Annotated in this window: 20 protein-coding genes; 7 read left to right on the top strand and 13 right to left on the bottom strand. The window is 62.4% G+C overall.

Features of this window, described 5'->3' with window-relative positions:
- Positions 1-75: 75 nt before the first annotated feature.
- Complete coding sequence (locus AC04PH_RS09170; protein WP_483065441.1) at positions 76-813, bottom strand: OmpA family protein; 738 nt, start codon at positions 811-813, stop codon at positions 76-78.
- A 151-nt stretch (positions 814-964) separates the two neighbouring features.
- Between AC04PH_RS09170 and AC04PH_RS09165 the strand changes: the two genes are divergently transcribed.
- Entirely contained in the window at positions 965-3,370 is a 2,406-nt protein-coding gene (locus AC04PH_RS09165) for a GcvT family protein (protein WP_483065440.1), read from the top strand.
- On the opposite strand, the gene AC04PH_RS09160 is transcribed toward AC04PH_RS09165, so the two are convergent.
- Positions 3,367-3,921: a lipid-binding SYLF domain-containing protein gene (locus tag AC04PH_RS09160; RefSeq protein ID WP_483065439.1), complete on the bottom strand. Its 555-nt coding sequence runs from the start codon at positions 3,919-3,921 to the stop codon at positions 3,367-3,369. The genes AC04PH_RS09165 and AC04PH_RS09160 overlap by 4 nt on opposite strands.
- Positions 3,922-4,275: 354 nt before the next feature.
- Here AC04PH_RS09160 and AC04PH_RS09155 point away from each other — a divergent pair, with 354 nt between their 5' ends.
- Positions 4,276-4,749, top strand: a complete 474-nt coding sequence (locus tag AC04PH_RS09155) for a hypothetical protein (protein WP_483065438.1) — start codon at positions 4,276-4,278, stop codon at positions 4,747-4,749.
- Between the two features lie 246 nt (positions 4,750-4,995).
- Here the strand turns inward: AC04PH_RS09155 and hemB are convergent, their stop codons facing one another.
- Complete coding sequence (gene hemB / locus AC04PH_RS09150) at positions 4,996-5,994, bottom strand: porphobilinogen synthase (RefSeq protein WP_483065437.1); 999 nt, start codon at positions 5,992-5,994, stop codon at positions 4,996-4,998.
- 136 nt (positions 5,995-6,130) lie between these two features.
- Between hemB and AC04PH_RS09145 the strand changes: the two genes are divergently transcribed.
- Genes AC04PH_RS09145 through AC04PH_RS09135 form a run of 3 tightly spaced genes read left to right on the top strand, consistent with a single transcriptional unit; the run spans position 6,131 to position 10,457 of the window.
- A complete protein-coding gene (locus tag AC04PH_RS09145) occupies positions 6,131-6,652 on the top strand; it encodes a component of SufBCD complex (RefSeq protein WP_483065436.1) in 522 nt (173 codons plus the stop codon).
- Positions 6,653-6,692: 40 nt separating this feature from the next.
- Positions 6,693-10,136, top strand: coding sequence for a transcription-repair coupling factor (gene mfd, locus AC04PH_RS09140; protein WP_483065435.1), 3,444 nt, complete (start codon positions 6,693-6,695; stop codon positions 10,134-10,136).
- Positions 10,137-10,190: 54 nt separating this feature from the next.
- A complete protein-coding gene (locus AC04PH_RS09135) occupies positions 10,191-10,457 on the top strand; it encodes an excalibur calcium-binding domain-containing protein (protein ID WP_483065434.1) in 267 nt (88 codons plus the stop codon).
- 93 nt (positions 10,458-10,550) lie between these two features.
- Here AC04PH_RS09135 and AC04PH_RS09130 read toward each other — a convergent pair whose 3' ends face one another.
- The 7 genes from AC04PH_RS09130 to AC04PH_RS09100 all read right to left on the bottom strand — a co-directional run bounded on the left by AC04PH_RS09130 (position 10,551) and on the right by AC04PH_RS09100 (position 16,180).
- Complete coding sequence (locus tag AC04PH_RS09130) at positions 10,551-11,759, bottom strand: multidrug effflux MFS transporter (RefSeq protein ID WP_483065433.1); 1,209 nt, start codon at positions 11,757-11,759, stop codon at positions 10,551-10,553.
- Positions 11,756-12,400, bottom strand: coding sequence for a DsbA family oxidoreductase (locus AC04PH_RS09125; protein WP_483065432.1), 645 nt, complete (start codon positions 12,398-12,400; stop codon positions 11,756-11,758). Before AC04PH_RS09125 ends, AC04PH_RS09130 begins: the two co-directional genes overlap by 4 nt.
- A gap of 184 nt (positions 12,401-12,584) precedes the next feature.
- Positions 12,585-12,929 (bottom strand): hypothetical protein, encoded by a 345-nt coding sequence (locus tag AC04PH_RS09120; RefSeq protein ID WP_483065431.1) that lies wholly within the window; start codon positions 12,927-12,929, stop codon positions 12,585-12,587.
- Positions 12,930-12,987: 58 nt separating this feature from the next.
- Complete coding sequence (locus tag AC04PH_RS09115) at positions 12,988-13,635, bottom strand: aquaporin (protein ID WP_483065430.1); 648 nt, start codon at positions 13,633-13,635, stop codon at positions 12,988-12,990.
- A complete protein-coding gene (locus tag AC04PH_RS09110) occupies positions 13,635-14,111 on the bottom strand; it encodes an arsenate reductase ArsC (RefSeq protein WP_483065429.1) in 477 nt (158 codons plus the stop codon). The genes AC04PH_RS09115 and AC04PH_RS09110 overlap by 1 nt, the downstream gene beginning before the upstream one ends.
- A 50-nt stretch (positions 14,112-14,161) precedes the next feature.
- The gene (locus tag AC04PH_RS09105) at positions 14,162-14,290 is read right to left on the bottom strand and encodes a hypothetical protein (RefSeq protein ID WP_483065428.1); all 129 of its coding nucleotides are present in this window, start codon (positions 14,288-14,290) and stop codon (positions 14,162-14,164) included.
- Positions 14,291-14,362: 72 nt separating this feature from the next.
- Positions 14,363-16,180, bottom strand: a complete 1,818-nt coding sequence (locus AC04PH_RS09100) for an extracellular solute-binding protein (RefSeq protein WP_483065427.1) — start codon at positions 16,178-16,180, stop codon at positions 14,363-14,365.
- 308 nt (positions 16,181-16,488) lie between these two features.
- Here AC04PH_RS09100 and AC04PH_RS09095 point away from each other — a divergent pair, with 308 nt between their 5' ends.
- Positions 16,489-17,262, top strand: a complete 774-nt coding sequence (locus AC04PH_RS09095) for a 3-hydroxybutyrate dehydrogenase (RefSeq protein WP_483065426.1) — start codon at positions 16,489-16,491, stop codon at positions 17,260-17,262.
- A 39-nt stretch (positions 17,263-17,301) separates the two neighbouring features.
- Here AC04PH_RS09095 and AC04PH_RS09090 read toward each other — a convergent pair whose 3' ends face one another.
- A complete protein-coding gene (locus AC04PH_RS09090; protein ID WP_483065425.1) occupies positions 17,302-17,592 on the bottom strand; it encodes a hypothetical protein in 291 nt (96 codons plus the stop codon).
- Between the two features lie 119 nt (positions 17,593-17,711).
- Between AC04PH_RS09090 and AC04PH_RS09085 the strand changes: the two genes are divergently transcribed.
- Positions 17,712-18,752 carry a patatin-like phospholipase family protein gene (locus tag AC04PH_RS09085; RefSeq protein ID WP_483065424.1) on the top strand — a complete coding sequence of 347 codons (1,041 nt, stop codon included), beginning with the start codon at positions 17,712-17,714 and terminating at the stop codon, positions 18,750-18,752.
- Here the strand turns inward: AC04PH_RS09085 and AC04PH_RS09080 are convergent.
- Positions 18,745-19,350 (bottom strand): LysE/ArgO family amino acid transporter, encoded by a 606-nt coding sequence (locus tag AC04PH_RS09080; RefSeq protein WP_483065423.1) that lies wholly within the window; start codon positions 19,348-19,350, stop codon positions 18,745-18,747. The two genes, AC04PH_RS09085 and AC04PH_RS09080, sit on opposite strands and share 8 nt — an antisense overlap.
- Positions 19,347-20,072, bottom strand: coding sequence for a DUF502 domain-containing protein (locus AC04PH_RS09075; protein ID WP_483065422.1), 726 nt, complete (start codon positions 20,070-20,072; stop codon positions 19,347-19,349). The genes AC04PH_RS09080 and AC04PH_RS09075 overlap by 4 nt, the downstream gene beginning before the upstream one ends.
- Positions 20,073-20,168 lie beyond the last annotated feature (96 nt).

The following is a 20,168-nucleotide window of genomic DNA, read 5'->3' as shown; positions in this document are numbered from 1 at the left end:
TATCGCGGTTCTGCAGTTTTCGGGCGGTCTGGCGAAATGATACGCTGGACCGCACCCGAGCAGGGAATGGGCAGACTAATCGGTGCTACGGTCAATCCAGACTTCCACGCGGCGGTTTTGCTGACGGCCGGCGGGGTTGTCGGTGCCATCTGCAAAGGTGTTGGGCGCGATCGGGTCAGTCTCTCCATGGCCGGCCATGCCCAGCGACATGGGCGACAGGCCAAGTGCCTCTGCCAGATAGAACTGCACGGTCTGCGCCCGCGCCTCCGACAGGGTTTGATTGTAGGCGTCCGATCCCAGCGCATCGGTATGGCCGTGCACCGTGATCGGCAGACCGGCACAGTTTTCGACAATCGCTTCGGCCAAGGCGGTGATGGCCGCATGTGCCTCTGGCCGCAACATGCTTTGATCAAAATCAAAAAGGATATCCGCGCCGATGGCGATGATCGTGTAACGCTCGGTCTGGCGCAGGACCGCCCCGGGAAGACGCAAGGACGGAAGCGCTATCTGCGGTGTCCGGACGCCGGGCGTCGTGATCGTCGGCAGGTCGATGCGCGGCACCGTGACACTGACACCACCGGGACCGGGGATGTTTGTGCCCTCGATACTTTCGCCGCCAAATTCCGCTGGCCCGATGTCAGTGCCGTCGATGGTCGCGCCCTCTACATCGCGCGCGGTGGCAAGATCGATGGGGTCGGTGGCCGTGTCAGCGACGTCGAACCGGCAAGCGTCGACCGCGTTTTCCTGCGCCCAAAGCGGTGAGGCGCAAAGGGGCAGAACCGTGCTCAGGGCAATGATGGTGCGGGGCGACATGCTTGGAGTCTACCGCCAACACGCCATTTTGCATAGGCCGCGTTACGGTCGGCATTTTGTCGCCTTGCGGCAAGTTTTGTCGCACTCCGGCAGTTTTCGGGCCGCCCTGCGGGCCAGTTTCAAGTGGATTTGCGGACAAAGGACGAAAATGATGCGCACCCATGCCCAGGCCGTCGTGATCGGGGGCGGTGTCATCGGCTGCTCGATCCTCTATCATCTGTGCAAGGCGGGCTGGACAGAAGTGGTGCTGCTGGAACGCGATGAGCTGACCTCCGGGTCCACATGGCACGCGGCAGCCAACATCCACGGGCTGCACGACAGCACCAACATCAGCCGCATCCAGCACTACACCATGCAGCTTTACAATCGGCTGGAGGCCGAAACCGGCCAAAGCTGCGGTGTGTTCCAACCCGGATCGCTCTATCTGGCCCAGACCGAGGCGCGCGAGCATCAGCTTCGGCTTCAGGCAGCCAAGGCGAAATTCTACGGCATGAATTTCCACGAGGTCACGCGCGAGAAGGCCGAAGAACTGCACCCGCTGGTCAACTACGACGGCATCCGCTGCATCATGTATGAACCCGATGGCGGCAACGTGGATCCGTCAGGTGTCACCAACGCCTATGCCACCGGCGCGCGGCAGATGGGGGCAGAAATCATCCGCTTCTGCCCGGTCACGGCGACCGTGCAACAGCCTGACGGCACCTGGGTCGTGGAAACGTCCAAGGGCGAAATTCGCGCCGATTGGGTCGTGAACGCCGCCGGTCTCTGGGGCCGCGAGGTAGGCAAACTGGCGGGCATCGACCTACCGCTCCTGCCCACCGAACACCAGTATTTCGTGACCGAATCCATCCCACAGATCGCCGCAATGGACCGCCGCCTGCCGTCCGTGGCCGACCGTGACGGCGAATATTACCTGCGGCAAGAGGGGCAGGGGCTGCTGGTCGGCGCCTATGAAAAGGACGTGCGCTTCTGGGCGGAAGACGGCACGCCGCAAGGCTTTGGCCACGAACTCTTCGCCGACGATCTGGAACGGATCGAAGATAACGTGATGCGGGCCATCGACCGGGTCCCGGCTGTGGGTGAGGCGGGCATCAAGCGCGTCATCAACGGTCCGATGATCTGGTCGCCCGACAGCAACGTGCTGTTCGGCCCGCACCCCGATCTGCGCAACTATTTCTGCTGCAATGGTATCATCCCCGGCTTCTCGCAGTCCGGCGGCATGGGTCTGATGGCCGCCGACTGGATCACCACCGGCGAAAGCAAATACGATATGTTCGCCTGGGATGTCGCCCGCTTCGGCCCATGGGCCGACGCAAAATTCACCAAGGCGCGGGTGGGCGATCAATATGCCAACCGCTTTGCCATCCATTTCCCCGGCGAGGAACGCAGCGCGGGTCGCCCGGTGCGCGTGCGGCCCGTTTACGAAATGCAAAGGGACATGGGCGCGGTCTTTGGCCTGAACTACGGCTGGGAACACCCCGCCTACTTCGACGCGAGCACCCCCGACAGCGCCGGTTTCACCCGCCAGCCCTGGTTCGACAGCGTCGGCCGCGAGGCGCGGATGCTGCGTGACAGTGCAGGTATCATCGACATCTCGAATTTCGCCAAATATTTCGTGACCGGCCCGGGGGCGGCAGACTGGCTCAACGCCCTCTTTGCCAACAATATGCCCAAGACCGTCGGTCGCTCCTGCCTCACGCCACTGATCGGCGTGAACGGCGGGATCGCAGGCGATTTCACCGTCACCCGACTGGCCGAGGATGAGTTCATGGTGATCGGCGGCGGTATGTCCGAACGTTATCACAGCCGGTTTTTCAAGCAGGTGCCTTTGCCCGATGGCACGACATTCGAAAGCCGCACGGATTCCATGTGCGGCTTCAACGTGGCCGGCCCCAAATCGCGCGACCTGCTGGCGCGCCTCACCAACGCGGACCTTTCGACCGAGGCGTTCCCCTTCATGCGCTCGCAGCGGATCACAGTCGCGGGCGTCGACGTCATCGCCCTGCGTGTTTCCTTTACCGGCGATCTGGGGTGGGAACTGCACTGCGCTGAAAGCGATCAAAAGCAGCTATACGAGGCGCTCCTGCAAGCGGGCGAGGACTTGGACGCCGGTCCCGTCGGCAGTCGTGCGCTGATGTCGCTGCGCGTCGAAAAGGGCTATGGCTCATGGAGCCGGGAATATTCCCCCGAATACTGGCCGCAAGAGGTCGGGCTGGATCGGCTGATCAAGCTGGACAAGGATTTCCTGAACAAGGACAGCTATCTACGCGTCAAAGATAATGCACCGCGTGAAGTTTTGTCACTCATCCACTTGCACGATGTAAAAAACGCCGACGCGACCGGCGGCGAGCCTATCTTCCTGCCCGACGGCACGCCCGTGGGCCGTGTCACCTCCGGCACCTATGGTTACAGCGTGACCAAGTCGCTGGCGCTGGGATACCTCAAGGGCGTGCAGCCGGGCGATGCGGTCGACGTGATGATCCTGGGCCGGCCGCACAGGGGTGTGGTGCTGGCCGAACCGCCGTTCGATCCCAAGGGCGAGAAACTGCGCGCCTAAGGGATGATCCGCGTGTATTTGGTGCCTTCGAGCGACGCGCCGATGCGCAACCCGGTCTGCGCGAAAACCACCGCGATGACCGGCGACAGTGATGTCGTCGTCTCGGCCCGCAGCACCTCGCCCTGTTCGGCGATCACGTATTCCAGATCGGCCCCCGCCGCCCAGCCGGGCGACTGGCGAAACTCCAGCAGCGCCTCTTGCGTCATGAAGAACAGCACGTGGCTGAACTGCTGCGCACCGATCTGCAACCCGGCAGAGCCGGAGGCGGAGGAATAGTAGTCCACCGTCGACGGCCCCACGCGCAGCGCGCCGGTGCCGAACGATCCGCCAAGGCCAAGACCCACTTCGGTGATCAGCGGCATGACGAGCATCCCTGCGGCGCGGTTCGCCAGATCCTGCGTGCCGGGGTAATTCTGGTACATGAACGCCAGGGTGCTGTCGACGCGCGCATCAATCGTCGCGGCCCCGTTGCTGCCGATCCCGTTGGCACACCCCGCCAACGGCAAAGCGCATGCGGCCAGCACAAAGCCGCGTCGTGTGAAATCTGTCATCTGTCTGCCCTATACTGCCTGTCTGGCGGCGTTTCCCGCCTTATTGCGCCAGAGTATAGGGGTTCGCGGGAATCCTGTCACGCAGAAGATGTGCGGGGTGGCGAGGGCGTGCAGGTGCAGGTGCAGGTGCAGGTGCAGGTGCAGGTGCAGGGGATGTGGTGGACGGCTGACCTACAGACAAGGCTCCATCTCGCAGCGGTTGTGAAAAGGTCTGCTTCTGAACAGAATGACTTGTCATCAACGGTCGTTTTCGTGGATTCTGTCAATTTGTGCCGACATCAGACCGCAGGTCTTTGAGGGTCTCGCGTTTGGCAAAGTCTTGCGGTTACTGGTCCGGCTGACTATGTCTTGAAGATGGATGCCAACCTATTTCTAGATATTATTACTGCGGTTTCCAGTGCAGTAACTGCCTTTTTTGTCATCGGCATTTTCTTTTATAGTCGCCGACAACAACAGTTCGACATCCTAGAGCAGTCTTTTGATGTTCTCCAAAGGCTAAATGAGAAAGCGCTTGAGAGCCCAGACAACGTGCTCGCGGCTATTCGTTCTGCAAATCCAAACGACAAGACTAATGCTGACGAAGGCATGCGCATCTATTTCCATTACATGAGGATCAACCGCATCTACCGTGCGTACGAGTATTGTCGAGGCGGCTTCATAACCGAGAAGCAACGTGATCGGATTTCAGAGCCACAAATTCGGACGCTAGTCTCCATAGTGGATAAGCTACATGCAATCCTAGAGCGGGGCTACCCTGATGAGTTCCAAGATTTCCTTATACCACTGGTCCGAGATGCTCAGCCAGTTAAGCGCATAAATTCACACTGACGCGCCAGCCCGCATTAAGGTAGTCAATAACCCCCTGCCAAAACCTTCACTCCCTAAAAAAACGGTGCCATTTTGCCTCACGGGGATGATCCTGCAAACGCTGGCGGTTTTTGTGCGACAAATCCCTCGGCGACACGCAGGTTGAATCTATTTCGTTGTTCGCCGCGGTCCAAGGGGCGGGAATTGGAACACGGTGCAGCATTCTACCTTTTTGGAACCAAAACCACCATTCACAGCAGGTTCACCTCACCCCTCCATCACCCGCGCCGCCGCCGGGGCGAAATACGTCAGCACCCCGTCGCAGCCCGCGCGTTTGAAGGCCAGCAGGCTTTCCATCATCACCGCGTCGCCGTCCAGCCAGCCGTTCTGTGCGGCGGCCTGGATCATCGCGTATTCGCCACTCACTTGGTAGGCGAAGGTCGGCACGCCGAAGCCGTCCTTCACCCGGCGGCAGATGTCGAGGTAGGGCATCCCCGGTTTCACCATCACCATATCCGCGCCCTCCATCAGGTCGCGTTCGATCAGGCGTAGCGCCTCGTCGCTATTGGCCGGGTCCATCTGATAGGTCTTTTTGTCGCCGGTGAGTGCTGCGGAGGCGCCCACGGCATCGCGGAACGGGCCGTAGAAGGCGCTTGCGTATTTCGCGGCATAGCTGAGGATCGTCACGTTCTGGTGGCCTTCACCCTCAAGCGCGGTCCGCAGCGCCCCGATACGCCCGTCCATCATATCCGACGGGCCAAGGATATCCGCGCCGGCCTCTGCCTGCGCCAGCCCCATCCTGACCAGCGCCTCGACCGTCTCGTCATTCACGATCTCGCCGTCCACGACGAACCCGTCGTGGCCGTTGATGTTGTAGGGATCGAGCGCGATGTCGGTCATCACGGCAATCTCGGGGGCCGCATCCTTGATCGCGCGGATCGCGCGGTTCGTCAGGTTGTCAGGGTTCCACGCCTCGGCGCAGTCGGCGGTCCGCGCGTCCATCCCGGTGTAGGGAAAGATGCAGATCGCGGGGATGCCCAGCGATTGCGCCTCTTTCGCGGCCATGGCTGTCCGGTCCACTGTGCGCCGCACGACGCCTGGCATGGAGGCGACCGGCTCCTCCGCATCCTTGCCCGCCATCACAAACACCGGCCAGATCAGATCGTCCGGCGTCAGTGTGTTCTGGCGCTGCATCGCACGCAACGCCGGGCTCTGACGCATCCGGCGCAGACGCGCGGCGGGGAAGGGGGCGACGGTGGGTTTCATGGGACAGGGCCTTTCTGGTCACACACGTTACGTCGCATGGAAAATTGCATGTCACAAGTCTGGGCATCCCCGGATGCCGGCGCTAGGTTCGCGCCGAACGGCGCTGCTGCCGGCTGCACAATCCACAGGACCCGGCGTGAACTGGACCCAAGCCCTTTTTGAAGTGATCGACCTGCGATCGTTCTCGAACCTGTGGTATTGGATCGGTCTGGCGGTGCTTTGGTCCTCGATGAGCCACTGGGTCTTGGGCGTACCCTTCGACCTGATCCAGCGCGCGCGCAAGCATGGCGGCCAGGCCGAGGAGGATCTGCACGATCTGGTGCGGATCAACGTGAACCGGATGCTGCGGATCGCGCAGGTGTCCGGGGACTGGCTGCTGGGTGCCGTGTTTTTCATCCTCACGTCGCTGGCGCTTCTGGCGTTCTGGTACGACATCGAATTCGCGCAGGCCTGCTTTCTGATCGGGTTTCCGCTGGCGCTCGTCGGCGGGGTCTGCCTGTCCACCAGCCGCCTGATCGCGGCGCAACAGCCCGAGGGCGAGGCGCTGCGCAAGATCCTGATGCGGCACCGGCTGTGGACGCAGATCATCGGCATGATCGCGATTTTCGTGACCGCCATGTGGGGCATGATCCACAACCTGGCGACACCGGGGTTTTAGGCGCTTGCTCTCACCCCGACCCGGCGCTAGCTGACCGCGCATGAGCGATCCCAAACATATCACCGTCGCCGGCGCACCCGAAGGCTACGACGCGCAATTGATCCTGGCCGAGGTCGCGAAATCGGGCGGCCCGGTGCTGCACGTCGCGCGCGACGACAAGCGGCTGGCGGCGATGCAGGCGGCACTGGCGTTCTTCGACCCGGCGATGCCTGTTTTTACGTTTCCGGCGTGGGATTGCCTGCCTTACGACCGTGTCTCCCCGCACCACGACATCTCCGCTACCCGCATGGCGACCTTGGCCGCATTGGTGCACGGGATGCCGGCGCGCTACGTTCTGCTGACGACGCTGTCGGCGGCGACGCAGCGGGTGCCGCCCCGCGCCACCCTGCGCGAGGCCGCATTTTCCGCCCGCGTCGGTGACCGGATCGACGAGGAGGGGCTACGCGTCTTCCTCGTCCGCATGGGGTTCACGCAAAGCCCGACGGTGATGGAACCGGGCGATTATGCCGTGCGCGGCGGGATCATCGACATCTACCCGCCGGGGCAAAGCGGCCCGATTCGGCTCGATCTCTTCGGTGACGTGCTGGATGGCGCGCGCCGCTTCGACCCCGGCAGCCAGCGCACGACGGAAAAGCTGACAGAGATCGAGCTGGCACCGGTGTCGGAGGTCATTCTGGATGATGCGGCCATCACCCGCTTTCGCCAGAACTACCGCATCGAATTCGGTGCCGCCGGCACCGACGACCCGCTTTACGAGGCCGTCAGCGCAGGGCGCAAGCATGCTGGGATCGAGCACTGGCTGGGGTTCTTTCAGGACGATCTGGAAACCCTGTTCGATTATGCGCCCGCCGCCGCGATCACGCTGGACGATCAGTTGACACCGGCGCGCATCGCGCGCTGGGACAGTATCGCCGATCAATATGGCACACGCATGCACGCGCTCACGCAAAAGGGCCGTGTCGATACCGTCTATAAACCCGCACCGCCCGGTCTGCTCTACCTCGACGATGCCGCTTGGGAAGGACAGGTCGCCGACCGGCGTGTGCTGCAGTTCGCAGCGCTCCCGCAGGCGACGGGGCTTGGCGTGATCGACGCGGGCGGGCGGATCGGGCGCAATTTCGCGCCGGAACGCCAGCAGGAAAACGTCAGCCTGTTCAGTGCTCTGGCGGGCCATGTGAAGGCGAAATTGAACAGTGGCCCTGTCGTCATCGCGTCCTATTCCGAAGGCGCGCGCGAACGTCTGACCGGGCTGATCGAGGATGAAGGGATCACCGAGGTAATCCCGGTTTCTGACTGGTCGCGCGTCGGCAAGACAGGCGTGCATCTGGCGGTCTGGCCACTCGACCACGGGTTCGAAGCCCCCGGCGTCACGGTCATTTCCGAACAGGACGTGCTGGGTGACCGGTTGATCCGCCAGACCAAGCGCAAGCGCCGCGCCGACAATTTCCTGACCGAGGCGAACGCGCTGTCGCCCGGCGATCTGGTCGTGCACGTCGATCACGGTGTCGGGCGGTATATGGGGATGGAGGTCGTGATCGCGCTGGGCGCGGCGCACGAATGCCTGCTGCTGGAATATGCCGAAGGGTCGAAACTCTATCTGCCGGTCGAGAATATCGAACTGCTGTCGAAATACGGCCACGAGGAGGGCATGCTCGACAAGCTGGGGGGCGGCGCGTGGCAGGCCAAAAAAGCGCGGCTGAAGGAGCGCATCCGCCAGATCGCCGAACGGCTGATCCGCGTCGCCGCCGAACGTGCGTTGCGCACGGCCCCCGCGATGGACCCGCCGGAGGGCCTCTGGGACCAGTTCCTTGCCCGCTTCCCTTATGCGGAAACCGACGACCAGTTGCAGGCGATTGCGGACGTGCTGGAAGATTTGTCCTCCGGCAAGCCGATGGATCGGCTGATCTGCGGCGACGTGGGCTTCGGCAAAACCGAGGTGGCGATCCGCGCGGCTTTCGTCGCCGCCCTGTCCGGTGTGCAGGTGGCGATCATCGCACCGACCACGCTGCTGGCGCGCCAGCACTACCAGAGTTTCGCCGAACGCTTCCGTGGCTTCCCCGTCACCGTGCGCCCGCTATCGCGCTTCGTCGGCACCAAAGAGGCCGCCGCCACCCGCGAGGGGATCACCAATGGGGCGGTCGATATCGTCGTCGGCACCCATGCGCTGCTGGCCAAATCGGTGAAGTTCCGCAACCTCGGACTACTGGTGATCGACGAGGAACAGAAATTCGGCGTGCAGCACAAGGAGCGGCTGAAACAGTTGCGCACCGACGTTCACGTTCTGACATTAACAGCGACGCCCATCCCACGGACACTGCAGCTAAGTTTGTCGGGCGTGCGCGATCTGTCGATCATCGGCACGCCACCCATCGACCGGTTGGCAATCCGCACCTACGTCAGCGAATTCGACACGATCACGATTCGCGAGGCGCTGTTGCGCGAACACTATCGCGGCGGGCAATCGTTCATCGTGGTGCCGCGGATCGCGGACATGCCGGAGATGGAGGATTTTCTGAAGCGCGAGGTGCCGGAAGTCACCTACGTCACCGCCACGGGCCAGATGGCGGCGGGTGAGTTGGACGATCGTATGAACGCCTTTTACGACGGCAAATACGATGTGCTGCTCGCCACGACGATCGTGGAGTCCGGTCTCGATATTCCCACCGCGAACACCATGGTCGTCTGGCGTGCGGATATGTTCGGGCTCAGCCAGCTATACCAGATCAGGGGCCGGGTGGGGCGGTCCAAGACCCGTGCCTATGCCTATTTGACGACGAAACCGCGCCAGAAACTGACCGACACAGCGCAGAAGCGGCTGCGCGTACTGGGGTCGCTAGACAGTCTGGGAGCGGGCTTCACGCTGGCGTCGCAGGACCTCGACATTCGCGGCGCGGGCAACTTGCTGGGCGAGGAACAGTCGGGCCAGATGCGTGAAGTGGGGTATGAACTGTATCAGCAAATGCTGGAAGACCAGATCAACGCGATCAAGTCCGGCGCCGCCGAAGGGATCGTGGACGACGGCGAATGGTCGCCGCAGATCAATCTGGGCGTGCCGGTGCTGATCCCGGAGGATTACGTGCCCGACCTCGACGTGCGGCTGGGGCTTTACCGCCGTCTGTCGGACCTGACCACGAAAGTAGAGTTAGAGGGGTTTGCCGCCGAACTGATCGACCGCTTTGGCCCGCTGCCGCGCGAGGTGAATACGCTGATGCTGGTCGTGCGCATCAAGGCGATGTGCAAGAAGGCGGGCATCGCCAAGCTGGATGCCGGGCCGAAGGGGGCCACGATCCAGTTCCACAACGACAAGTTCGCGTCCCCCGAGGGGTTGGTGGAATTCATCCACGCCCAGAAGGGTGCGGCCAAGGTCAAGGACAACAAGATCGTCATCCAGCGCGACTGGGCCGGCGAGAAGGACAAGATCAAGGGCAGTTTCGACATCGCCCGCGATCTGGCGCAGGTTTTGAAAGCGAAGAAAGGGGCGTGACAGGCTTACGAAACCGGCGTTAACATTTCGTTAACCATTTTAGGGTTTCGGCCGATGTTTCGTTGTTTTGCATTTCTCATCGCTATCTTCCTACCGGATGCATCACTGTCCGAAACTGCGACCCCGCCGCCGGTGACCCTAGAACACCCGTTCTTCGCACCGTATCTGCAGGCCCAATCGTTCGATTGTTCGAACAAGACCTGCACGCAAATTCGCAGCTGTGCGGAAGCGTGTCACAAGTTGCTTGTATGCGGACATCGCAGACGCGACGGGGACAATGACGGCATTCCTTGCGAGAATCTCTGCAGCAGCAGGTGTTAACGATGATCGCGGCAATCCGCCCGGCAGCGCCCGTCCGTCCCCATGGGCGGGCGCCTCGCTTCCACCCGCGGACTGGCACTGCCCTCTGTTTCGTCAGACCTCGCCCGGCCGCTTGATCAGGGTCGTCAGCCACAACGCCAGACAGGCCAGCACCAGTTCGCCTACGGCCATCGGCAGCGGGGTGCCGTCGAAAGCCAGCGCGATGGGGGCCGCGATCAGCACCGCGCCGATGGTGGCGACGGCGGACATGATCGACGCGGCAAGGCCCGCGATATGACCCATTTCTTCCATCGCCAGCGCCGACAGGTTGCCGATGGTCAGCCCCGCTTGATAAAAGTTGCCCTGCACCCACAGCACATAGGTGCCGAAGGCCAGCCAGTAGGGCGCACCGGACAGGGTGACCACGATCATGGTCAGGGTCAGCCCGATCTGGATCGTATAGACCATCTTGATGATCGCCCGCATCCCCACGCGGCCCACGATCTGCGCGTTCAGGAAACTGCCCGTCGCCGCCACCACGGCGATGCCGCCGAACCACAGGTGAAAACGATCGCCCTGACCGAAGGTGATGTCGAACACCTGCTGCGTGGACGACAGCACCATGAACAACATGCCGAAGGTCAGCGTCTGGATCAGGATCGAGAGCGACGCCGTGCGGTGCCCCAGCAACTCGCGGGTGGCGGCCAGCAGGGCGGCCACGCTGAGCGGGCGGCGGTTTTCAGGGCGCAGCGTTTCGGGCTGCCGCAGCATTAGCCAAGCCAGCGACACGGCCGAGAAGATCACGAAGGCGATAAAGATCGACCGCCATCCGAAACCCAGAATGATGTAATGCCCCATCGTCGGGGCCAGCGCCGGTACGATGGAAAAGACGATCATGATGAAGGACATGATCCGGGCCATATCGCGCCCGGCATAGAGGTCGCGGGTCAGCGCCAGCGCCACCACGCGTGGCCCCGCAGCCCCCAGCCCCTGGACCACACGGGCGGCCAGCATCATTTCCAGCGACTGCGCCTGCCACGCGGCGAAACAGGCCAGAACATAGACGATGGCCCCGCCGACCATGACCGGCTTGCGGCCAAAGGCATCGGACAGCGGGCCGGTGAAGAAGGTGCCGATCCCCATGCCCAGCACGAAACTGGTCAGGATCAGCTGTGCCTGATTGAGGTTGCCGGGCGACAATTCCGCCCCGATCTCGGGCAGGGCGGGCAGCATCGCGTCGATGGAAAAGGCGACCGTGGCCGCCAGCATCCCCATCAGCGCGATAAATTCGGCCTGTGACAGGCGCTCTGACGGCGGTGTCATGACGCGCTGGTGATCTGGTCCTGAATCTCCCGGATCACATTCGCCCAGACTTCGGGCGGCTGCGCACCGGGCACTGCATGCTGGTTGGCCACGATGAAGGTGGGGACGGAATTCACACCTATTTCGCGGCTGTGCGCGTCACGTTTAGCGATGTCGGCGGCGTCCTCATCCGTGGCGAGCAAGCGGGCAACCATGCTGGCATCCATTTCGGCGGCGTCGGCGATATCGGCCAAAACCTCCGTATCACCGATATCGCGGCCATCGACGAAATAGGCCTTGAACAGCAGGTCGACCACATAGGTCTGGCGCTGCTCGATCCCGGCCCAGTGGATCAGCCGGTGCGCGTCGATGGTGTTCGGTGTGACCTGCATGGCCTCCAGGTTGATGGTCAGCCCGGCTTTCTCCGCGTGGGCGACGACCGGGGCATAGGCCTTGGCCGCCGCCTCCTTGCCGCCGAATTTTGTTTCCAGATAGGTCCGTCGGTCCATGCCGCCCGCAGGCATGTCGGGGTTCAACTGAAACGGATGCCATTCGATGGTGAAGGGATGATCGGGGACTTCGCGCAGGGCTGCGTCAAGATTGGCCTTGCCGATATAACACCAAGGGCAGATCGGATCGGAAATGATGTCGAGTTTGACCATTTTTGGGGTTCCTTTCGGATCGGCAGACCGCACGGCTAAGGTTTCACCCCGCGTCTATCATGTCTGGGGCGCGGGAACAGACCGCAATCCTGCAAATGACTGTGCAACCGTGCACGTGAAACGGAAGAACTCCGCCCGACGGATCCGTCGGGCGGGGCGCAGTCGTAGAGCGCGATGCGGGGCTTCAGCTACGCCCGATCGGGGTGTCCACCTTGTTGTCGTCGCCGAACTTCTCGTCGTCCGACAGCGCGTCCTCGCCCGCGGGCATATCGGCGGCAGAGGCCGAAATGCGTGTATTGTCGCGGGTTTCGTCCATGACCGCATCGGCCGGTTCTTCCCCGCGCAGCCATGTGTCCAGTTCGGTTTCGGCCGTGGCGACATCCGTACCCGTGACCTGTGCAAGATGGGTCAGGACGGTTGCCCGGTTGCCGTCGGCCGACAGCAGCGTGTCCTCGTTCAACTCCGGCCAGCGGGTCATCAGGCGCGGGACGTAGGCTGTCCAGTTTTCGGCGACTGTGGTCCAGTTCATTGCGGGTCTCCATTGATCAGGTGTCACGACCCAACCCACGGTGCGCGCCGCAGTTCCGCTATTTCCGCAAAAGCACGGGCAGGATCAATGCAGCCACGCCGACGCCTGCAATCTGCATGACGATGAACATCGGCGCATCCAACGGCGCGATGCCCGCGAACGAGTCCGACAGCGCCCGCGCGATCGTGACGGCAGGGTTGGCGAAACTGGTCGAGGCGGTGAACCAGTAGGCCCCGGTGATATAAAGCGCCACCAGTGTCGGCACGGCGGCGGCATTGCTGCGCAGCCCGCCGAAAATGACGAACAGCAGACCGAAGGTCGCCAAAACCTCTGACCACCACTGCGCGACGCCGGTGCGGGCGGTGGTGGACAGTTGCAGCACATCAAGGCCGAACATCAGATGCGTGGCCCAGACGCCAAGGATACCGCCCACGATCTGGCAGGCGACATAGCCCATGGCGTAGCCGGAGGTGATCTCGCGGCGGAGGAAGAACGCCAACGTCACGGCCGGGTTGAAATGCGCGCCGGAGATCGGGCCGAGAACGGTGATGATCACGTAAAGGATGCAGCCGGTCGCGATGGCGTTGGCCAGTAGCGCGATGGCGGTATCGTCCGAAAGGGCGGCACCCATGATCCCCGATCCCACGACTCCGACCAGCAGGAAGGCGGTGCCGATCCCCTCGGCCAGCAGCTTTTGCATCGTCATCAGTGCCGTCGCCCGATTTCGTTCAGTGTCTCTTGCAATGCGGCGCGGTCCATCTCTTCGAAGGACAGGGCGAACAGATCCTGGGCGCGGGCATAGAGCCGCGCGTAGGCTTCCTCGAAAGCCCGTTCCCAATCCGCCTCCTCTGCGGCCGCCGGGTCCTCGACCCCCCAATGGGCGCGCAGGGGCGTGCCGTACCAGACCGGGCAGGTCTCTCCCGCAGCCGATCCGCAGACGGTGATCACCGCATCCATGTGCGGCGCATCCGGCGTGGCGTAGTCATCCCAGCTTTGCGATGACAGCCCGTCGGTCGGATAGCCCTTTTCGGACAGCAGACGCAGGGATTGCGGATGCACACGGCCGCTGGGCTGCGAGCCTGCGGAAAACGCGGTGATACGCCCGTCCGACCGGTATGTCAGGATCGATTCGAGCAGGATGGACCGGGCGGAGTTGCCGGTGCAGAGGACAAGAATATACATGCCGACGGCCTAGAACGTGATTGTAACAGCGATGTGTCGGATCGGTCGCGCTAGAGCACGATATCGGCGGCACCAAGCGCGATCTGGCCCGCGCCGATGGCGGTGCCGGTCACGGCTTTCACAGGTGTGCACCCGGCGGCACATGCCACGGCAACGGCGATCAGGATGGCTTTTTTCACGGCGTGGTCCCCACGTTCAAAACACTTGGACCGGCGATAGCACCGCCGGTCCCGTTTGCAAAGACAGCAGGCTTACTCTTCCCACCACCACACATCCGGCTGCCAGCCTGGCCAGTCGCCGAAGATCGGCAGTTCTTCGGGGTAGTGCAGGTTCTTGGAATGGGCGATGCGGCTGATGTTCCACTGATAGATCGGGATCACATAGCGCCCTGCTGTCAGCACCCGGTCGAGCGCCTTTACGGCGGCCACGAAATCATCCTGGCTTTCGGATGTCAGCAGACGGCCGATCATCGCGTCCACAGCTTCGGATTTCACGCCCATCAGGTTCCGGCTGCCCACCTCGTCAGCGGCGTCCATCCCGTAGTAGGCGTATTGCTCGTTACCGGGCGACAGCGACACCCCGCGCCGGTAGTAGGTCATGCCGAAGTCATAGGCGTCCGTGCGCTCCTTGAACTGCGCGGAATCGACGTTGGTGACGGTGGGCGACACGCCGATCCGGCCAAGGCTTTCGACGTACATATCGATAATCGACTGGTTCTCGGATGCACCGGTTTCCAGCAAAATCTCGAATGTGAACGCCTCGCCATCGGCATTGCGCATCACCCCGTCGTCCGCCACGGTCCAGCCTGCGGCCTCCATCATCTCCAGTGCGGCGGCGGTGCCTGCGCGGTTACGCTCCGACCCGTCGCTTTCGGGCAGGGAATATCCCTCCAGCGTGCCCGGGGTCAGATCATCGGCGAAGGGTTCGAGGAATTCCGCCACGCGCCCTTCGGCAGGGCCGTGTGACATGCCCAACGGAGAGTTCGACCAGTATGAGGTGATGCGCGGCTGCGCCGAGCCTGTCATCGCCTCGTTGATGAACTCGAAGTTGAAGGCCTGGATCATCGCGTCACGCACGCGCCAGTCTTCGAACTGGGGCAGGCGGGTGTTCATCACGAAACCGGTCATGCCAGACGGGCGCTCATGCGGGAGCACCGACAGGACGACATCGCCGCTTTGCACCGCGGGGAAATCGTATTGGCTTTCCCAGCGGGCCACGTTGAATTCACGGTTGGAGTTGATCTCGCCGGTCTTGAAGGCCTCGAAGGCGGCGGTTTCGTCCCCGAAGAATTCCAACCGAATTTCATCGAGATTGGCGGTGCCGACACGGAACGGGACATTCTCGCCCCAGTAATCCTCGACCCGGCTGATGGTGATGAAACGCCCGGCCTCGAAATCCGTGATCTCATAGGGACTCGATGTGATCGGAATGATGTCCGTGCCGCTTTCGGCAAAATCCACGCCATCCCACTGCGCCTTTTTCAGGATCGGACGCAAGCCTGCCAACAGCGCCAGTTCCTGATCGTCCGTGTTGAAGGTGAACCGCACAGACCGGTCGCCGGTCTGTTCGATACTGTCGATCTTTTCGTAAAATCCGTGATAGCGCGGATGGCCAACGGTGCCCAAGGTCTCGAACGACCAAATCACGTCCTCGACGGTGACCGGGCTGCCATCTGTAAAGGTGGCCTCTTCGCGCAGGACAAATTCGACCCATTCGCGATCCGGGCCGGTCTCGACCGATTCGGCCAGAAGCCCGTAAAGAGAGAAAGGCTCGTCCAGCGAGCGGCCCATCAGGCTTTCGCCCAGCAGCCAGCGCATCTGCCATGGCGTGTTGCCTTTCAGGATGTAGGGGTTGAGGCTGTCGAAGCTGCCGACATTCGCCGTGCCGATCCAGCCACCTGTCGGCGCATCGGGGTTGGCATAGGGCAGATGCGCAAAATCTGGTGGCAGGGCGGGGTCGCCATACATAGCTATGCCATGGCTGTCGGCATGGGCCCCGGTCGTCGCGGCAAGAATCACCGCCGCAGATGAAGCGATCCGGCGAAGTGGTTGGAATAACTCTGGTTTCATTTTGGCAACAATCCCTCTGCTCCCTTATTTCATTAATCGCCAGCCTAGACAGGGTTTTGAGGCAGGGCAAACTTTTCCCTTGGCCACAGGCAGGGTTAGGCCTATAAAGGGGTCACTGCTCGATAGGTTTCTTGCCTGTATGAAACCTGCCTCAATAACTTTACGCCCGCCTTGTGCGGGCGTTTTTTTTTGGCCGCAGCCCACCTCACGTTATCGGCACCTTGACGTATGCGCCCGGAACCACGGTGGCGCTTTTGCAGTTGCAGCATTAGACTGCCGCAAACAGCATTTTCGCAGGAGCAACACCCATGTCCCTCAAAGGCAAAACCGCCGTCATCACCGGCTCGAATTCCGGCATCGGACTGGGCATCGCCCGCGAGATGGCGAAGGTCGGCGCGAACGTCGTTCTGAACTCCTTCACCGACCGCGACGAAGATCATGCACTGGCGGCCGAGATTGCCGAAAACTTCGGCGTCGAAGCCAAATACGTGGCCGCCGATATGTCCAAGGCGGAGGACTGCCGCCGTCTGATCGTGGCAGCAGGCGGGTGTGATATCCTCGTGAATAACGCCGGAATCCAGCACGTCGCCCCGATCGAGGAATTCCCGACCGCGAAATGGGACGCGATCATCGCGATCAATATGTCGTCGGCCTTTCACACCACCGCCGCCGCGCTAACGGGGATGCGCGAGCGCGGCTGGGGCAGGGTGGTCAACATCGCCTCCGCCCATGGGCTGACCGCGTCGCCCTACAAATCCGCCTATGTGGCGGCCAAGCACGGGATCGTGGGCATGACGAAGGTCGTGGCGTTGGAGACGGCGGAAGACCCGATCACCGCGAATGCCATTTGCCCGGGCTACGTCCTGACCCCATTGGTGGAATCGCAGATCCCCGACACGATGAAGGAATACGGCATGACCCGCGAGGAGGTAGTCAAGAATGTCCTGCTCAAGCGGCAGCCGTCCAAGGAATTCGCCACCGTCGAACAGCTGGGCGGCACGGTGAATTTCCTGTGCTCGGACGCCGCGGCCCAGATCACCGGCACCACCATCAGCGTCGATGGCGGCTGGACGGCGCTTTGACCGCCGCAGTTGGGTGCGGCGTTCGGGATGTATGATCGGTCAGACGATCAGATCGGACATCATGTAGGACCCGCCTGTCAGCAGACCTTCATCGTCGCCGTCGATATCCCAGATGATGATGTCGGGCGGGGTTTGGCCCTTGCTGGGGGCGGCCTGATCGAGCGGGTCGACGTCCGGCAGCAACAGGTCTTGCGACACCTCACCGGAATAGGACGCGGCATCAGGCACAAGAAACTTGGGCATTTCTCTGGGGTCGAGGCTCAGCGGCGGCGCAAACCCGCCTTTGGTCTCGGACGGGGGCGCACGGAATTCAAAATGGTCGTCCGACATCGAATTTCTCCTTCAGGAATAAATCAAATATGTCGCGATGATGCCACGTGCGCCGCGTTTTTGATAGGTCCGAAAAACCCGACTGCACCCACTGACAGCATTTCTCCAGAGGATCGGCCATGACGAAAACGAAGAAAATCAACCTTGCGCTGCAGGGCGGCGGGGCGCATGGGGCCTTCACCTGGGGCGTGCTGGATCGCATCCTGCAGGACGAGGAAATCGAGATCGCGGCGATTTCCGGCACCTCTGCGGGGGCGCTGAACGGGGCGGCGTTGAAAGCCGGGATGGTCGCGGGCGGGCGACAGGGCGCGCGCGATAATCTGGAATGGCTCTGGGGCCAGATCGGTGCGATCACCGATGACCGGCTGACCGACTGGATCAGCGCGATGACGCCCGGCGCGGCCTGGATGGCCAAGGCGATGGAATACTCGCCCGCCTACGCCGCCTTCGACTTCACCACACGCATGATGTCGCCCTACGTCTATGGCCCGGCCTTGCGCAATCCGCTGGAGAACATCCTCGGTCACATGCGGTTCGACGAGGTTTGTGCGCCGGACGGCCCCGCGCTGTATATCTGCGCCACGAACGTGCGCACAGGTAAGATCCGGGTGTTTTCAAACGCCGAAGTGTCGCCGAACGCCATCATGGCGTCGGCCTGCCTGCCGAGCCTGTTTCAGGCGGTGGAGTTTTTTGACGAGAAGACCGGCAAGGTCGAGGCATATTGGGACGGCGGCTATACCGGCAACCCCGCGCTATTTCCACTTTATGACAAGGACTTGCCGGACGATGTTCTTGTGGTCAACATCAATCCGCTGTGCCGCGCCGAGCTGCCGAACGATACCCAGTCGATCCAGAACCGGATCAACGAGATCAGCTTCAACAGCTCGCTTCTGCGCGAACTGCGCGCGATCGACTTCGTCAAACGCCTGCTGGCCGACAACAAGGTGCCCAAAGGCTCCATGAAGGACGTGTTGGTGCACATGATTTCCGACGACGATCTGATGAACGACCTGAACGTGGCGACCAAGACGATCCCGTCACCGGTGATCCTCGCGCGCCTGAAAGAGGCCGGACAGGCCGCCGCCGACAGGTTCCTCGCCGACCATAAGGACGATCTGAACACCCGCAGTACCGTCGACCTTCAGGCGATGTTCAGCTGAACAGCAGCTTCGCCGCCAGCGCCCACATCACCGCGCCGATAATTACATCCAGCACCCGCCAGGCCCGCGCCGACTGCATGATCGGCGCCAGCAGGCGCGCGCCGTAGCCCAGCGAGAAGAAAAACACGAAAGACGATGTGACAGCACCCACGGCAAAGGCCATTTTGGCCGCACCGGTCGGATATTGCGTCGAGACCGCGCCGATCAGCCCCAGCGTATCGAGATAGACATGCGGGTTCAGCCAAGTGAAAGCCGCCGCCGTCGCCAGCACCGCCCACAACCCCGCCGTCCTGCCGGACAGCTGCATCGCATAGTCGCCGCGCCAGGCCGCCAGAAACCGCGTCGCCCCATAGACCAGCAGAAAAGCAGCACCGCCCAGCGACATGACGCGCGGCAGCGACGGGAAGGCCTCGACCACCGCGGCGAATCCCAGAACGCCCGCGACGATAAGAACCGCATCGGACAGCGCGCAGAACAGGCACAGCCAGAACACATGCGCCCGCGCCAGCCCCTGGCGCAGCACAAAGGCATTCTGCGCGCCGATGGCGAGGATCAGCGCAAATGCGGTCGCAAAGCCGGTCAGCGCAGGTGAGATCATGCGGGAACCGGCTGTGTCGGATCCTTGCTGTTGGGATAGACGAGACCGGCCGAGATCACGAGTTTCGCTGCATCCTCCACCGTCATGTCCAGTTCCTTGATGTCGTTTCGCGGCACGAACAGCAGGAACCCGGAGGTCGGGTTCGGCGTCGTCGGCAGGAACACCGTCGCCACCTCGGTGCCGTCCGACAGTTTGTGATAGATTTCACCCTTGGCGTTGATCGAGATGAAGGCGATGGCCCAGATACCGCGACGCGGATATTCGATCAGGCAGGCTTTCTCGAAACTCGTATCCCGCTGGGAAAACACGGTTTCCGCGATCTGCTTGACCCCGCTGTAGATCGACCGGACGACCGGCATCCGGTCCACGATCCGTTCGCCCCAGCGCAGAATGAAACGCCCGAACAGCCCTTTGCCCAGCCAGCCGACGACGACGGTGAAGATCAAGAAGATCACGACGCCGACGCCGCGCACGTTCACGTTGATGCGGTTGGTCTCGTCGCGGCCCAGCAGGCTGTTGACCAGTTCCTCCGGGTGAAACTGTCCGGGGATGAACGGCCAGACCCAGCCATCGACCCAGCCCACCACCGTCCAGATCAGCCAGATCGTCAGACCGATGGGCGCGATGATGATCAGTCCGGCAAGAAAGTTGCCACGCAGCCGCGCGATCACGCCGGGGCGGGCAGGGCGGCGCAGTTCGGTGAAATCGGAATCGTCGGGCATATGTCACCGTTTCGTCAGGGATCGACATCACTTATGGTGCGGTGCCGATCTGGGCAAGAGGGGCCGCATATACCGCGCGCCGCGCACCGCTGGCCG

Source organism: Yoonia sp. KMU-150 (assembly GCF_056858355.1).
The sequence above is the reverse complement of the archived record's forward strand: the minus strand, read 5'-3'. Positions and strand labels throughout refer to the sequence as shown.

Excerpts from the sequence above, each read along its gene's own strand:
- AC04PH_RS09170 (WP_483065441.1), bottom strand. The coding sequence starts at position 813 with ATGTCGCCCCGCACCATCATTGCCCTGAGCACGGTTCTGCCCCTTTGC.
- AC04PH_RS09165 (WP_483065440.1), top strand. The coding sequence starts at position 965 with ATGCGCACCCATGCCCAGGCCGTCGTGATCGGGGGCGGTGTCATCGGC.
- AC04PH_RS09160 (WP_483065439.1), bottom strand. The coding sequence starts at position 3,921 with ATGACAGATTTCACACGACGCGGCTTTGTGCTGGCCGCATGCGCTTTG.
- AC04PH_RS09155 (WP_483065438.1), top strand. The coding sequence starts at position 4,276 with ATGGATGCCAACCTATTTCTAGATATTATTACTGCGGTTTCCAGTGCA.
- hemB (WP_483065437.1), bottom strand. The coding sequence starts at position 5,994 with ATGAAACCCACCGTCGCCCCCTTCCCCGCCGCGCGTCTGCGCCGGATG.
- mfd (WP_483065435.1), top strand. The coding sequence starts at position 6,693 with ATGAGCGATCCCAAACATATCACCGTCGCCGGCGCACCCGAAGGCTAC.
- AC04PH_RS09135 (WP_483065434.1), top strand. The coding sequence starts at position 10,191 with ATGTTTCGTTGTTTTGCATTTCTCATCGCTATCTTCCTACCGGATGCA.
- AC04PH_RS09130 (WP_483065433.1), bottom strand. The coding sequence starts at position 11,759 with ATGACACCGCCGTCAGAGCGCCTGTCACAGGCCGAATTTATCGCGCTG.
- AC04PH_RS09125 (WP_483065432.1), bottom strand. The coding sequence starts at position 12,400 with ATGGTCAAACTCGACATCATTTCCGATCCGATCTGCCCTTGGTGTTAT.
- AC04PH_RS09120 (WP_483065431.1), bottom strand. The coding sequence starts at position 12,929 with ATGAACTGGACCACAGTCGCCGAAAACTGGACAGCCTACGTCCCGCGC.
- AC04PH_RS09115 (WP_483065430.1), bottom strand. The coding sequence starts at position 13,635 with ATGACGATGCAAAAGCTGCTGGCCGAGGGGATCGGCACCGCCTTCCTG.
- AC04PH_RS09110 (WP_483065429.1), bottom strand. The coding sequence starts at position 14,111 with ATGTATATTCTTGTCCTCTGCACCGGCAACTCCGCCCGGTCCATCCTG.
- AC04PH_RS09100 (WP_483065427.1), bottom strand. The coding sequence starts at position 16,180 with ATGAAACCAGAGTTATTCCAACCACTTCGCCGGATCGCTTCATCTGCG.
- AC04PH_RS09095 (WP_483065426.1), top strand. The coding sequence starts at position 16,489 with ATGTCCCTCAAAGGCAAAACCGCCGTCATCACCGGCTCGAATTCCGGC.
- AC04PH_RS09090 (WP_483065425.1), bottom strand. The coding sequence starts at position 17,592 with ATGTCGGACGACCATTTTGAATTCCGTGCGCCCCCGTCCGAGACCAAA.
- AC04PH_RS09085 (WP_483065424.1), top strand. The coding sequence starts at position 17,712 with ATGACGAAAACGAAGAAAATCAACCTTGCGCTGCAGGGCGGCGGGGCG.
- AC04PH_RS09080 (WP_483065423.1), bottom strand. The coding sequence starts at position 19,350 with ATGATCTCACCTGCGCTGACCGGCTTTGCGACCGCATTTGCGCTGATC.
- AC04PH_RS09075 (WP_483065422.1), bottom strand. The coding sequence starts at position 20,072 with ATGCCCGACGATTCCGATTTCACCGAACTGCGCCGCCCTGCCCGCCCC.